Source organism: Gracilibacillus salitolerans, from assembly GCF_009650095.1.
In the GTDB taxonomy this organism is placed as follows: Bacteria; Bacillota; Bacilli; order Bacillales; family Amphibacillaceae; genus Gracilibacillus; species Gracilibacillus salitolerans.
Window position 1 is genome coordinate 4,779,748 of the sequence record NZ_CP045915.1, and the last position, 15,669, is coordinate 4,795,416.

The 15,669-nt window shown below is 35.2% G+C and carries 10 protein-coding genes; all 10 read right to left on the bottom strand.

Annotated features, from left to right (window positions below; all coding sequences use genetic code 11):
* Positions 1 to 44: 44 nt before the first annotated feature.
* Positions 45 to 1,406 (bottom strand): alpha-L-fucosidase, encoded by a 1,362-nt coding sequence (locus tag GI584_RS22355; protein ID WP_153792674.1) that lies wholly within the window; start codon positions 1,404 to 1,406, stop codon positions 45 to 47.
* A 32-nt stretch (positions 1,407 to 1,438) separates the two neighbouring features.
* Positions 1,439 to 2,761: a glycoside hydrolase family 125 protein gene (locus GI584_RS22360; RefSeq protein WP_153792675.1), complete on the bottom strand. Its 1,323-nt coding sequence runs from the start codon at positions 2,759 to 2,761 to the stop codon at positions 1,439 to 1,441.
* Between the two features lie 2 nt (positions 2,762 to 2,763).
* Positions 2,764 to 5,508: an alpha-mannosidase gene (locus tag GI584_RS22365; RefSeq protein WP_153792676.1), complete on the bottom strand. Its 2,745-nt coding sequence runs from the start codon at positions 5,506 to 5,508 to the stop codon at positions 2,764 to 2,766.
* 211 nt (positions 5,509 to 5,719) lie between these two features.
* Entirely contained in the window at positions 5,720 to 7,336 is a 1,617-nt protein-coding gene (locus tag GI584_RS22370) for an extracellular solute-binding protein (protein WP_153792677.1), read from the bottom strand.
* A gap of 107 nt (positions 7,337 to 7,443) precedes the next feature.
* Positions 7,444 to 8,349: a carbohydrate ABC transporter permease gene (locus GI584_RS22375; protein ID WP_100358682.1), complete on the bottom strand. Its 906-nt coding sequence runs from the start codon at positions 8,347 to 8,349 to the stop codon at positions 7,444 to 7,446.
* Between the two features lie 17 nt (positions 8,350 to 8,366).
* Positions 8,367 to 9,332, bottom strand: a complete 966-nt coding sequence (locus tag GI584_RS22380) for an ABC transporter permease (RefSeq protein ID WP_100358681.1) — start codon at positions 9,330 to 9,332, stop codon at positions 8,367 to 8,369.
* A gap of 389 nt (positions 9,333 to 9,721) precedes the next feature.
* Positions 9,722 to 10,726, bottom strand: a complete 1,005-nt coding sequence (locus GI584_RS22385) for a Gfo/Idh/MocA family protein (protein ID WP_153792678.1) — start codon at positions 10,724 to 10,726, stop codon at positions 9,722 to 9,724.
* 299 nt (positions 10,727 to 11,025) lie between these two features.
* Positions 11,026 to 12,165 carry an IS200/IS605 family element RNA-guided endonuclease TnpB gene (gene tnpB / locus GI584_RS22390; protein ID WP_153792679.1) on the bottom strand — a complete coding sequence of 380 codons (1,140 nt, stop codon included), beginning with the start codon at positions 12,163 to 12,165 and terminating at the stop codon, positions 11,026 to 11,028.
* Positions 12,166 to 12,485: 320 nt separating this feature from the next.
* Entirely contained in the window at positions 12,486 to 14,735 is a 2,250-nt protein-coding gene (locus tag GI584_RS22395) for a helix-turn-helix domain-containing protein (RefSeq protein ID WP_153792680.1), read from the bottom strand.
* Between the two features lie 201 nt (positions 14,736 to 14,936).
* On the bottom strand, positions 14,937 to 15,584 hold the full coding sequence (locus GI584_RS22400) for a YesL family protein (RefSeq protein WP_157801804.1): 648 nt from the start codon (positions 15,582 to 15,584) through the stop codon (positions 14,937 to 14,939).
* Positions 15,585 to 15,669: the final 85 nt, after the last annotated feature.

Genomic DNA, 15,669 nt, shown 5'->3' on the forward strand with positions numbered 1-15,669 from the left:
ACCTCCTCTCTTTCAAATGCCTATCATTATGAGAAGTTAATTCGTTACGCAAACTTGAATACATGTGTAATTGGTGTGTTTCCTTCTTCTATAGGAGGAATTTTGATCGTTAATCCATCATTACCTTGATAGAACTCCAATGAATCACAAACATGGAGCATGTCGATACGTTCTACTTTGTCGAAATAAGGAATAACTATTTCTTTATCTTGATAGGAACGATCATTATTTTGATATAAACGGAAGCAATATACATTTTCATCCTTGATGGTAAAGGCGTAATTGTCTTTGTAATAGGGGGCAACCATTCTTGTTCCATAAATTGATTCCCCATATAATTGCATCCATTCACCTATACCTTTCATTAATTCACACGCTTGTCTCGGGAGTCGGCCATCTGGTTGAGGAGGAACATTTAAAGCCAAATTCCCACCCTTAGCTACTATTTCGATAAGTGTATGAATGATTTCTCTTAAAGATTTATATTCATCTTCAAATTTAAATGAAAAGGAAGTTCCAATCGTTATACAACTTTCCCAAGGTACATCAATCGGTTGATCGGGAATAGTCTGTTCAGGTGTAATATAGTTCTCATATAATCCTCCTACTGTTCTATCTGCCGTTAGCAACCATGGCTGATGTTGCCGAGCTCTTTCTACGACCTCACCAAGTCTGATATCCTGATTACGCTTTCCAACCCAGCCTGCATCCAGCCAAAGGATATCTATCCTTCCGTACTTCGTCATTAATTCCATTATTTGATTGTGCGTGAATGATATAAACTTTTCCCACATCCAAGGATATTGTTCCGGATCATAAGATGGGCCTCTCCACATGTGATTTTTTCTTTCCATTCCTGGTGCCCAATAATATGGTGTATGCCAATCTGCTTTAGAAAAATACGCTGCTATTGCGATTCCTTTCTCACGAAAAGCATCAAATACATTCCGGCAAATATTCGCATATTTATGTGTGTGAAAGGGACAGTCTTTTCCTGTAATACTGTAATCTGTTTCTTTGGTATCCCACATCGAGAAGCCATCATGATGTTTGGTCGTAAAAATCAAATATTTAAACCCTGCTTTATGAGCAAGTTCAGCCCATTTATCTGGCTGAAATCTAATCGGATTAAAGGTTCGATTCAAATTAAAATATTGCCTTTTAAATTCTTCCATGTCTTCTTCCCAATCGATATCATCACGAGACCAATCACCATCTTCATCACTTAAAGCCCATGATTCTACTAGTCCCAATTGAGAATATGGTCCCCAGTGCATCATCAATGCCAACTTTTGGTCTTTAAACCACTCTAATCTTTCTAGCAAGATGGGATCGTTTGGTTTAATCCAATTCTTTTCAGGACTAAAATTGTGAACACCATTTGCTACTTCATGCTCATTTGTCATCTATTCAACCTCCTTTACTATATTGAAATTTTTTAATATATCCTTTTTTTCTTATAGGCTTGCAATGGACTTCCTTCTACCACAAGGCCCATTTCACTTAACAGAAATTCACTAAACATGGAATTAGCCCAAGAAAACCAAGGTCGCGTGAATTGCTCTGGATCCTCTACATGAAAGCCCTCATGCATTAAATTTTGATTAGCGTCTGTTTCCTTAAATAATTGGATCAAGCGATCTCTTTCCTCTTTTTCTATTGAGGTTAAGCCTTGGATGGCTAATGCAATATGCCAAATATACTGATCTGGTGTATGAGGACTGCCGATACCACTTGCTACTTTGCCTTTAAAATAATATGGATTTTCCTCACTCAAGATAAACCTTCTGGTATTTTGGTAAATTTCATCATCGAACGGCCGGTATCCTATATAGGGAATGGATAACAAACTTGGAACATTCGCATCATCCATTAACACATAGTTTCCTAAACCATCTGTTTCATAAGCATAGATAAGACCAAATTCAGGGTGTTCCACCATACCAAATTGTTGAATGCCTTGCTCGATTTCTAATGCTAATTTGTTTGCTTTGTTGGCTAACGACTCATTTTCTAAGATGGAAAGGGCTATTTCGGCTAATTGTTGTAAAGATACAACGGCAAACATATTAGAAGGAATTAAATAACCATATTTACATGCATCATCACTGGGACGAAATCCACTCCACGTCATTCCTGTATATCCCACTGGTGCCCCATATCCATCGTTAGACAGTGTATCTTGTGGCGGACAGTTATCTCGTACAAAATGATAATCTGATTGATCTGCATGATGCTGTTCTGTCATCCAAACGTCTACTATTTTCTCCATAGCTTCTGTAAACTGCTGATTAAAATGAGTGGTGATCCCCGATGACTTCCAATACAAATAAGCAAGCTGGATAGGATAGCAAAGTGAATCAATTTCATATTTGCGTTCCCATATCCAATCCGTCATCTTCGTTTGATCTTCATGATAACGGTTACCATTCGGACGCTCATTAAATGCATTGGCATAAGGATCATGATTGATAAAGAACATCTGCTTCTCAATCACACCTTGGATCATTTTTGCTATCTTTGGATCTTGATCTACTAATAATAAGTAAGGACGAACCTGCGCTGCAGAGTCCCTTAACCACATTGCCGGTATATCACCTGTAATAACAAAAGTAGTACCATCTGATTGAGGACGTATCGTTGTTTGATACGTATTAACGAAACATTCTTCGAACATAGCTTGCAGTTTTTGATCTGTTTGATAGTAGTTGTGTACTTTTTTAATTAAACCTTGGATAGAGGTTCTTAGCTGTTGTGTCATATCTATTCACTTCTTTCCTTTACTTTTAAACCAATCGTTGCTATTTCAAAGGGAGCTACTGGTAATGTGATAGAATCATTGGATTCCACTAATGTTTCACCTTGTTGCTCTAGTATGTTACTGAGATAATACTGCTCCACCATATTGTTATGACCAATATGGACTGTTCCATCGTGACCCATCATATTAAAAAAACGCATATGAAGATCATCCGTCAAGGAAGAGGCTTTAAGAGATGTTAAAACTGTCTCCTTTGAAGTATCTGCCGATATATATTGATGACTAGCAGGGATGGAACCAACCTGATTTGGTAACTGAATCTGAGACCATGGAATCCGGTATTGATAGGCTTGCTGATACACTTCAGCAGGCTCCTCTTGATTGACATGGGGGAAAATTTTAAAAGCAGCATATTGATCACCTAAACATTGTGCTTCTGGAGTCGGGAAATACCCCCAGTCTCCTAATTCTCTTACTGCTCGAACTAACGTAATCGCAATGGTATTCCTGTCATCTCTCAACACTTCATATTCGTTTAATCCCTTGTTAGCAATCGTAATACCCTTTCCTCCATTGTGCATACTGACAAATGCCTGTTGATGCTGGGAATGATCAGGATTCGTCCATTGATCCGATGGCTGATTATTTCTTTTAGCTACTTCAAATATAGAATCCGCGTAATGTACTTTACTTTCAATGTCTGTAGGAAACAGAGCACGCAAACGATGATCCTTCGCTACATTACAGTAAGAAACTTGAATATCGATCCCCTTACCATATCGCTCTAAACTAACGTGAGTTTTGATGGTAAAGAGAGTGGTGTTTTTGCTTCGCTTTGCTTTACGTCCGGAAAACCATACAAGTTCTTGTTGTTCCTTCTCTAAGGCAGCTTCCGCACTTTCCGGAATTTCTAATTCATGCATGATTTCATAAGTAGCTCGAATAGGTGTATCCTCCACCAGCTTGATAGATGCTTGTAATCCCTCTGTCGTAATAGGAAGATCTTGAGGTGCTTGTTTATACATATACTCATTACCAATATCTCCAGTGTCTTCATACACTAATAGATTCTCAAAAACTTGATCGGTCGCTTTATTACGTATATGGAGTGAGCCATTTGAATTAACTTTGATATACATATAATCATTTTCAAGTACATTTTTTGCTGTAGCAATCCGATTTGTTGTGTTGCTTTTCTTCTCTCCTATTACTAAAGCAAATGTTTGGTGACTTAAAGGTGCTACATCTTGTGCTTCTAGCGATATTTTTACTCTCCTTGCTAGATAAGGTTGTCGGAATTGATTTTTTGGTAAATCATAATCAAATAAAACCCCTAAATCTTCTATCTCATAATCAACTATACTACCTCTCTCATCTATCAAAACTCTATTATCTACTCTGTAATTTTCTAATTGTTTGCGATGAACACCATCAGCAAAGTACTCCCGCTTCAAATCTAACTCTACTGTTACCACACCAGTACGTCTTTGTCCTGTGGTATTAAAAATGGCAAATGGGATCGAGTCTTCACCAAATTTCTTAAATGACATGGTATCTATATGCTTTGAAAGTTTTTCTAATAGATCTTGTTTCATGCTTTCTGCCATATGTTTACTCTTTTCAAACCTTGTCACCATTTCTCTGTGCACTTCATCTACACTACAACCGCAAATACTATCATGAGGGTGGTTTTGCATGAGTATTTTCCAAGCATATTCCAGTACATCATGATCATACTTCTCATCCATTAAATAAGCGAAAGCAGCTAATGGTTCTACTTCACTTTCTAATAAAGTTTGTACTTCTTGATTCATTTGCTTTAAGTAAACTCTAGAGGAGGCAGTATTTACTAGCGTTCCCCATCCATCCGTATGTTGACTTCGCAATTCTCCTTCAACTGTTTTCAAATGATCTTCATTTCGCTGATGGTCCAGCTGTTTCACATACTCATTAAAATTAGAATGAATAAATTCAATGTCAGGATATAGTTCCTGTGCTAACTCAATAGCCTCAGACAAATCTGTTTGTACAGGCTGATGATCACACCCATTTAGCATTAATAAGTGATTAGAAGAAGCATATTTCTCCATCGCTTCTAAATGGCCATCCCAATATTTTTTGGCTGCTTCTCTTTCTAAAGGAATCTCATTTCCGTTACAATACCAATTAGCAAAAAGAAGCCCGACTACTTCATTACCATCTGGAGACTTCCAATTCATTTCTGAATAAGGAGATTCATACATATCTGCGTCACTTACTAAATTGTTAAAGCCTGTAGGTTTTACCCCTCTGCCAAATGCGGCATGCTTAATTCCCGCCTGAGCCAATATTTGTGGCGCTTGCCCAATATTCCCGAATGAATCAGGGAAGTAGCCAATCTTGGAAACATTCCCCCACTTTTTAGCATCTTTGATGCCATATTGTAAATTGCGAATATTAGCTTCACTACTTGTAAGAAATTCATCTTGTAATATATACCAAGGACCGACATAAATGCGCTTTTGCTCTATTAATTGTTTAAGTTTTTCTCTTCGCTCTGGACGCACCTCCAAATAATCATCCAATATGATAGTCTGACCATCCAAATGGAAACTTTTGTAGTTCGGGTCATTATCTAATGTATCTATTAATTGATCCATAAATTCTACTAATAAGAAATGATGTTTCTCGTATGGTAAATACCACTCACGATCCCAATGTGTATGAGAAATAATATGAACGGTTTTCTTATTCTTCGGTTGACTCACAACAATACCTCCAAATTAACGATAAAATTCGATTAAAAAGGTGTTTATTTCATATGGCTGGATATAATATTTCACTTCGTTGTTTCTAATTTATTATTCTTGCATTTAATTTATCAGTCGTTAAAAACTTACTATGTTAACCTCTAGTACGCGTTGGATATGTAATGAGGCTCGTTATTAGAAACAACGAGCCCTATATTTTTACTAATAATTAATTTTCTGCCCAACGATCATAAGCCTCTTGATGGATTTGAATATATTGTTCAATATTCATATTTTCAATTGTTTGAATATATTCATCCCATTTAGAAAGTGGCTCTACGCCAGTAATAAATTTAGCTTCCATTTGTTCTACATACGATTCCAAATCTACTTCAATAGTATTAATTGTATCTTGTTCTTCATCTGATAAATATACTAAAGGAAATGCCGTTTCTGCATATGGATCGACTTTTTCTTGTGTTTCTTCTTCGATAAATAAATCAAAATCTGACCTTGGTGCATTTTCAACTAAATCTACTAACATAGGTGTTGTAATACCATATGCTGGTGTAAGGGATCCACGGTAGTCCTCACTACTATCATACTCTTCCGGAACTTCTAAGAATTCCCTTTGTCCATCTTCTCCTTCTTCCCATAAGTAACCTTCTGGACCTTGATCAAAATAATCTCTACCCTCTTGTGAGTATAAATAATCAATCCATCTGATAGAAGCCTCCGGATGTTCATTATTATTCGTAATAGCAAAGGCCCCTCTACTAATACCCGGATTTCCTGGCAAAACAATTTCCGGGGAAATATCACTTGTTAAAGGATGGAACATTGGATTATTGATTGCTTCTTCCTCTGTCTCACCAGTTGTAAAGAAGGAGAACCAATCTGGAAATAATCCTAACCGGTTTTCTTGACCTTTTGCTTTCTTTTGTTCATCCGCCTGTGAAAATGTTTCAGGATCTAGTAACTCTTCTTCATATAATTTATTCATATAGGTTAAGTATTCTTTATAGTTCTCTGTCATAGGTGCATAACGTGCTTCGCCATTTGCTTCTTCCATGCCCCATTCTTTCATCCCAAATGCAGCCAGAAACCATCTTCTTGTACTGTTCATTTGTACATCTATTAATGGTATTTCGTCTGCTTCACCATTTCCGTTAGGGTCCTCTGTCTTAAATCGAACTAATAAATCATATAATTCTTCCGTGGTTTTCGGTAGTTCCTCCACACCTAATGCATCTAACCATTGACCGTTAAACCACATTGGACCTGCCGGCCAAGCAGCAGTAGGATGATGGTTAATAGCAGGAAGCGCATATATATGTCCATCTGTTGTAGTGATAGATCTTTGAATCTCAGGGTTTTCTTCCATTAACGCTTTAAAATTTGGTGCAAATTCATCGATTAAATCCTCTAAAGGTTGTAAAATCCCTTGTTGACCATAATCCACTTCCATACCTGGCGTTAAATCTGCAGTTCCAGCCCCAAAGATAATATCAGCTATGTCGCCGCTCGCAAATGCTAAGTTCAATTTAGTTTGAAAATCACTTAATGGAGGTGTATCATACTCAAAATATATATTTGATTTTTCTGAATACTGTTGTAATGTTGGCATATCTTCCCATTCTGCCAATCCTGTACCTGGTGCCATTAGCGACAATGTAATTTCTTCATCTACTATTGGGTATCCTTCTTTATTCACTTCAACATCAGAAGAAGTTGATTCATCATTTTCCTGATTATTGTCATCTCCTGCAGTTTCATCATCACTACATCCTACAATTAATGCACAACATATAATACCTATTAATAAATACCATATTTTTTTCCTCATTACTTAACCCCTCTCTTTTGTTATTTAATTTGATTCCAGTGAATGTTTGGTAGAATTATTTAATATACGTATCACCCCCTTAATATAAACTTTCACCAGGTTATTTTTTATCCTTTAAGTGATCCAATCATAACTCCTTTAACAAAATACTTTTGTAAGAATGGATACACAATGATGACTGGCAGTGATGAAACAATCATAACCCCATATTTAATGATGGCTGCCAATTGTTGATTACTATGAATCAGTTGTGCTGTATCCCCTGTCATTGTCGCACTATTAGAAGACATGTCCTGTAATACTAATATTTCTCTTAATACTAACTGTAGGGGAAATAAATCTCGATCTGAGATATAAATTAATGCATTAAAGTAACCATTCCAGTGACCTACCCCATAGAAAAGAGCCATTACAGCAATAATGGGAGCTGATAAAGGTAAAATAATTTTAAAAAACAATTTAAAATTGGAAGCTCCATCAATTGTTGCAGCTTCTTCCAAGCCTTTTGGTATTGTGGATTGAAAAAACACTCTGGCAATCACAATGTTCCAAACTGCCGCGGCATTAGGTAACACCATTGCCCATATCGTATCAATTAATCCTAGATCCCTTACTACTAAATAAGTGGGAATCAATCCACCTGTAAAAAACATGGTTAATACAAAAATAGCAGTGAAAAATCCCCTTCCATAGAAGTCCTTTCTTGATAAAGCATAAGCTGCAGGAATTGTAACCAACAGATTAATGAATGTACCTAATCCTGTATACACAACAGTCATTAAATACCCTCGCCAAATCGAATCATTTCCAAAAATTAATCGATAGCCCTCAAAGGTAATATCTTTCGGCAATAACCACATTTTCCCTGAATTAACATAAGTAGGATTACTTATAGAAGCACTAATAATATAAATTAATGGGTAAAGTACGACTATCAGCGCAATTGTTAAACAAATATAGACAAAAAACTTAAACAGCTTATCGGTTTTCGTTTCATACAAAGTGGAATCCATTTTCTATACAACCTCCCTTACCATAAGCTTGTTTCACTTGTTTTTCGGGCAATCTGGTTAACAGCGACTAACAAGATTGCATTGATGACAGCATTAAACAAACCAACCGCTGCTGCAAAACTATATTGTGCATCTAATAAACCAGCTTGATAAACAAAAGTTGCTATGACATTAGATGATTCTAAATTCAAAGGGTTTTGTAATAGTAGTATTTTTTCAAAGCCTAATGCCATAATATTACCTAAATTCATAATTAATAGAATAACCATGGTTGGTACTAGAGTCGGAATATTAATGTACATAATTCTCTGAAACCTCGATGCCCCATCCACAATAGCTGCTTCATGTTGTTGAGGGTCTACTCCTGATAATGCAGCAAGATAAATAATCGTACCCCAACCAGTGCTTTGCCATACACCAGAAAGAACATATACGGTTTTAAACCATTTAGGATCGGACATAAAACTAATAGGTTCGAAACCCATAAATTGTATGACGTGGTTAATAATACCTGTAGTAGGTGACAAAAAAGCAATAATCATACCTGAAATAACCACTACTGAAATAAAATGAGGTGCATATGTAACGGTTTGGACTGTCCTTTTATATAGTCCATCTTTTGCTTCATTTAATAATAAAGCCAGAATAATAGGTAGAGGAAAACCAACAATTAATTCATAAACGCTAATTCCTAAAGTATTTTTTAGAAGATCCCAAAAGTAATAGGAATTAAAGAATCTTTCAAAGTGTTTTAAACCTACCCACTCACTTCCCAAGAATCCTAATGATGGAACATAATCTTTAAAAGCGATTTGGATGCCATACATCGGTACATAATGAAAGATAATAAAGTACAACAATGCTGGTAATATAAAAATATACAATTGCCAATTTTGTAAGATTTTTTTAAGTCTAGACTTTTTCAGCTTCGTGACATTTATTTCATCTTTTGATTTGTTAGCGATTGTTGTTCCTAAACTCATACAGCACTTTCCTCCTTTTTTGTTGTGTTTTTTTGTTATGTAACTGCTTTCATCATAAACGAACAAAGAAAGCGCTATCAATATGTAGTTTTAATTTTTAATTGTCATTATTCAGACAATATAAAAAGAAACCCCTTATTAATAAAGGGTTTACTTCCTAATCGATATGTAAAATTCATTCGATATGTAAAACTTGACAATTGTTGAAGACAGTAGACTGGAAATTGATGACAGCGAGACTTCCCTCAGCGGGCGTTTAACGGACGATTAGCACCACGATAAAGAAACTAAGGCTTTCGTCACCTTCTTATAGCGAAAGCCTTAGTTTGCTTATATAATAATCAATAGAATTTTAGATATTCTTTATGAAAAATTATCACATTGTGTTTTTATATAATATCACTCCATTTAACCTTTTGCCCCGTCGTATTGGAAAGAGATGCAGCTTGGTTAATAGCGGTTAAATGAAGAACATCCTCTTTTGTAATTGTCGGTTCTATATGATGTTTTATCGACTTAACCCATTGCTCCATTGGCATTAATAAGGGACTTGGCAGTTCGTCAACTGTCACCCAGGTGTTATCTGTATTTGTTTTTAGTTTAACTTTTTCATCTTCTATCAAAAGAGTTCCTTCTGTCCCATATAGTTCAAGTTGAAATGGACTCCCACTCGAGAGAAAGCTGGTTTCCACAACACCTAATACACCTGCCTCATATTCAATTGTTACTAGTGCATTATCATCAACATCATACGGTTCTCGAATAGATTGAAGAGTAGCTGATATTTCTTTTGCTGCTCCACCTGCTAAACGATTTGTTAAATAGATTGGATGCGCACCTAAATCGATTAAGGCACCACCGCCACTTTGCTCTTTGTTGAAAAAATAATCTGGTAACCATCCGGAAGGACTGTTGTCTGAAGGAACCGCCCCATTATGTGCAAACCGGCAACGAATAAGTGTCAATCTACCAAGCAAACCTCTATCTAACACATATTGAGCATATAAATAATAACTATCTGTTAAACGTGGTAAGGAAACCATTAAATGGATACCATTATTCTCCACCACACGCATTATTTCCTGACAATCTTGTATAGTAAAAGCTAAGATCTTTTCTGTGAAAATATGCTTTTTATATTGTGCTGCTTTAATAATAACTTTTTTATGTAGATTAGTCGGTGTGTTAACAATTACCCCATCTACCCTATCATCTGATAATACTTCATCTAGTTCTGCCTCAAAAGGAACTCCTAGTTCTTGAGCCCATTGTTTCCCACGCTCTAAATCTTCATCCCATACCATCGTAATGGTCATGTCATCATTTCCTCTAACTTGATTTGCATAATCATCAGCATGCACATGCCATCTACTCAACAAAGCTACATTTAACAACTTATATTCCTCCCCTATAAAATAAATCTTAATTGCTCAATTATTGAGGACTACAACGATAATCACAATATGTTAATACTATAATTTATATGTAATCCTTGATAATAATATTTTTGCTAAAGAACAAACTAATTAGTGGATGCAAGACTATCACAACAGGAATATTTGAACCTCTCATGACTAAAGTCACGAGATTCTTGGGAAGAGAGCATACTTGCGAGATTATTTCTTTACCAGCAGCGGTTTCTCTTATTTACCAAGCTATCCCCGTAGTACCTACGGTTGTTTGTTTTTAATGATTATACCAATGTGTACCGCCTTAGACCTTCGGCCAAGATATTTTTACTAGCATTGATGTCACGATCATGATGGGCATGACAAACAGGACATGTCCATTCTCGAATGTCGAGTGATTTCTTGCCATCTCGATGACCACATTCCGAACATAGTTGACTAGATGGAAACCATGTATCCACCTTGATGATGGCACGACCGTACCATTCCGCTTTGTACTGTAATTTCGCAACAAAGCTAGACCATGATACGTCAGAGATACTTTTCGCTAGTTTGTGATTACGCAACATTTCTTTTGTGTTTAAATCTTCCATACAGATCACATCGTGGGTTTTGATGATTTCTGTGGAGAGCTTATTTAGAAAGTCGTTGCGTTGGTTCATTACTTTTTCATGTAAGCGGGCCACTTTTCGTTTTTGCTTTTGATAGTTTTTCGCTTCAAACAGGCTAATGCCATTCTTTTTTGCAACCAATGCTCGTCTGGACAATTTACGTTGCTCCCGTTTAAGTTTCGCTTCCATTTTGGCCGTGAATCTATTATTGTCTACTTTATGTCCATCCGAAAAAACCGCAAAATCTGTGATGCCAAGGTCCAGCCCTATTGCCGAATCTGTCTTGGGTAATTCGTGCATTTCTTCTTCGCAAAGAATCGACACAAAAAAGGTACCACTAGCCTGTTTGCGAATGGTTGCTTTTACAATACGTCCTGTTGGTTCTTGACTTTTAGCACATGTAACCCATCCAAGTTTGGGTAATTTTATATACTTGTCGCAAACGGCAATATTGTTATTCGTGAAGTGTGTGGTGTAACTTTGAATAGGGTTCTTTTTGCTTTTGTAACGTGGTTGATCATTTTGGTGGGTGAAAAAACGCGAAAATGAATCTGCGAGGTTTCGAAGAGCGTTTTGAAGGGAAAACTTGTCTACTTCACGAAGCCATTCTGTATCGGGTTGTTTCTTTAAATGGGTTAACAACTTAGAACAAGCGGAATAAGTTAGTCCTTTTCCCGTATCTGCATAACACGTATTCCATTGATCCAAAAAATAATTATAGACAAATCTGGAACAACCTATTGTCTTCGTGATAAGAATGGCTTGTTCTTTGGTTGGATAGATTCTATATTTATAGGCTTTGTGTCGCAGCATCGTATTCACCTCTTACACTTTTTCTGATTATGGATGCAAAGGCCTAACCATACTTCCTAATGAATAGCTGAAACAGAAAAAAGATCCTTTAAAATAGCATAACATACGTTTGGTGCCAAATATACTATTACCTTTATAATATGTCGGTTGATTAACATAGCTAATGCTTGCCTCAACCGAAGCTTGCTAACTCACGAGTGAAGTCACGAGTTTGCGCAAGCTATATCATCAAACTTTTACTAAAAAACGAATATATTTTAGTTGGTGGAAAAAGGAACTAACTTATAGATCAGACCCTTCCATTTATAAACAATGGAGGGTTAATTATTAGCCGTTTCTGTGTAAATCTGTCGATATTTTCCTGGTGTGATTCCGATCTCGTTCTTAAATTTACGAGTAAAATTTGCCACATCTTTATAACCTACATCCAACACAATTGCTTTGATGGGTTTATTCGTTTCGACTAACTGAGTCTTCACTTCTTCCATGCGTAAATACTGCACATACTGTTTAAATGTATAGCCGGTTTGTTCTTTAATAAATCGACTGACATACGAAGCTGACAATCGAAATTCAATCGCTATTTTTTCTAACGATAGATCATAAAGATCAAAATGCTTATGCAAATACTCAATAATATCGTATTTAAGTTGTTCATTATGACTCTTCTTATTCTCATTCACTTCCTTACAAGCATAAAAAACTAAGTCATTCAGTTTCTCAAATAATTGCTCTATAGTCTGGAAATCAAAGATTTGTTCACATTTTTGTTTAGATGGGTTAACACCTATTTCTGTAATAGTTTTCATCACTGTATTGATAATGTCGAAGCATATGGCCTTTAAAAAGGACAAAGATAGCTCATTCTGTTGTAAATTATCAAAAACGGATAACAAGGCTTCTTTAGCAACTTGACTATCTCCCTGCTTAATACTTTGCACGATTCTCAACAAGTCTTCTTTGGGATACCCAATATCGAATTCCTTTTCTTCTTTTATGTTTTCAAAATAAATGCAACTTCCCTGACTATAGAAATATTTGTGCTCTAATGCTGCTAACGCTTCAATATAAGACCTGTTAATCATAGTAGTCTTATCATATACTTTCCCTATTCCTATCATTGGTTTAATTCCGGTTATTTCTTTTATGTCCCACTTTAATTGCTTTACAAACTCATTACGTTTTGTTTGAGCAACCGATCGATCACCATTAATCTTAACTACTAAAGCAATGGCATCCATATATAATAAATCGATGCCATATGCTGTAACATCTTCTAAAGTTATATTAGTAAATAATTCATAAATAGTTTCACGTTCTGTTATCTTTTCCTTAGACAATTGTTGCTTCTCCAATGAAATAATCATCGAACAATAATAATCACCATGAATATCAAGGTATAACGTTTCATTATAACTGTTGATTTCCTCTTCTGTAGTAAAGTCACCTTTAATAATATTCGTTAAAAATTGATCCTTTGCAAAAGTTTGATGTTTAAATATCGTTTCACTAAGCATTTCATGGTCTTCAAACACAGAGGTAACGGTTCTCTTAATAGTATCCAATTCATTGATTCCTTTTAATTCCAATTTCCTGTTATTACTTACTGAATCGAATAAAGATCTGATAGGTTGATATTGTTTTTTGGCAAAAGCAATCGCTAAAATACTACCCACAATAAACAGACTTAGACACAATATAATCATGATCATTATTGTATTAGATAAGCGTTCAAAGAATTGATCTGTTTCCATCATAATAATAAATTTCCACCCTGTTATATCGGACTCTACGATAGCGAGTGAATATTCATTTCCATTTAATTCAACAGTATTTACCTCTCCATAGCTATTATTTTCAATATCTATCGACTTACTATCTATATTTTCATCTTTTATCGTCGAAGCAATAACTTGATTATGTTCAGATATGATATAAGCATTACCTTTAAAATCGCTCATCGTATTTGCTATTAATTCATTGATTGTTCGATCTTTAATAAGATAAACAACCGTTCCATAACTATTGTTGTTATCTAATGTTAAAGGAAAAAAATATGTAATATAATGGTTGTTTCTTTCTTGGGGCGATAATTGATCAACAACCGTATTAATTGGAATATTTGTTTGCAAGTTTTCTACTAAATGGGCATTATCCCAATTATAAAATTGGTATTTTCTGATTAAGGAAGGGACCGTATAGGAACCTTCCGAAGAATAAATAAGGTCATTCCCATGGTAATATATTAGAATTTCTTCAATGATTGAACTGTTTGCCTTATATTTCTTCAATTCATCAATAGCTTCTGAACCATAATATTCATGCTTCAACATATATGGTGTTAACCTAGGGTCATACGCTATACGATTAGCAATTGTTTCTAATTCACTTACCCTTTCGTTTGTAAGTGTTGCAACTTGCTCTAATTTACTTAAATTTGACTGTTCTATTTCTTCCTTTAGATCAGAAACAGAGTTCGTATAAATAATAGAACTCATTACAATAAAAGGGACCAAAAATACAAATAAATAAGAAAAAATATATTTTATGAATAATTTAGATTTGATCATGGTATAGCCCCTCCAAAAAACACAAAATAATGAATGTATTACTATAAGTGCGTGTTCAAAAAGCTGCCGAATGAGAAGCTAGAAGGTCGAGGCGGCGAAGGTTCGAGTAGCGGAGCGTATGCATTTACATACGTGAGCAACGGAGAAACAAGCCAACGAAGAGATTCGCCGCTTATCATTTGGTGACTTTTTGAACATTCTCTATAACAGACTTGTGCTTTCTTTATGTATCCGTTCTCTCTTTTCTTCTACCAAAATACAAGCACGATAAGAAAACCATACAATTGGGTAAAGTGTTAATGATGATCCCATAAACACTATAAAAATTGGAAATATATTATATAAATAATATATTGGTAATAATGTTATCACCATCGCTATAGACTCGATGGGTCGAGCTAAACCTATCAATAACGATTGTTTAAAGTAATGAAAAAACTTCAAGTCATATCGAATGAATGCCGTATGAAAATGAAATAAACTAATAGTAAACAACACCATTAATATGATAAGAAAACTATGGAAATAAAAGGACTGAATAAATTGCTTAGAGATATAGTAATCTGCATAAAGAAATAACCCTATAGTTACCCATATCAAACCAAAACCATTTGCCTTTAAAAAATTTGTTCTATAGAAATTCCAGTATGGTCTCATTATTGGTATATCAAATCCTTCTACAAACCATTTATGAATGATATAAACCGTTGCCAACGTTGCTGGTACTAATCCGAAAATCCCTAAACCTAGAAGAGTACAAACAAGCCATAATATATGAAGAAACATAATTTTAGCTAACCAATTACCAAAACTATAAAGAAATTTGAAAAATCCACTTAAATAAGGCACTTTGATACCCCCATCCATTTGTTTGTATAAATTTATGATACAGAAAAACAGTCAGAAAGGAAAGCCCTTACATTTCTTTTTTTCT